The organism is Bradyrhizobium sp. Kon69 (genome assembly GCF_055807515.1).
Map to the genome: position 1 here is coordinate 1 of NZ_JBVVOS010000279.1, position 289 is coordinate 289.

Here is a 289-nt window from a genome sequence, read left to right on the forward strand (position 1 = left end):
GGTACACCACCGCGCAGGTCCTTGACTCCATCACCGGAAACTCGACCGTCACCAACGCCGATACCGGCGACGTGCTGCGTACCCGCCCCGGCTATCTGGCAGCGACGGGCGGGCGGGCCGACCCCACGGCGCTGTATTTCCTCTCGGGTGGCGGCAACGACTTTCTCGATGGCCTGGTGCTCGACGCGCCGAGCTCGGCTGCCGCTGCCGGCCGCCTGGCTGACAGCGCCCAGGCCCTGCAACAGGCAGGCGCCCGCTATGTGATGGTGTGGATGCTGCCAAACCTGGG

At 69.2% G+C, this 289-nt stretch carries 1 pseudogene; it reads left to right on the top strand.

The window, feature by feature from the left end:
• Positions 1-289 (top strand): annotated as a pseudogene (locus tag AC0L3U_RS39165) (hypothetical protein); the annotation flags it as partial.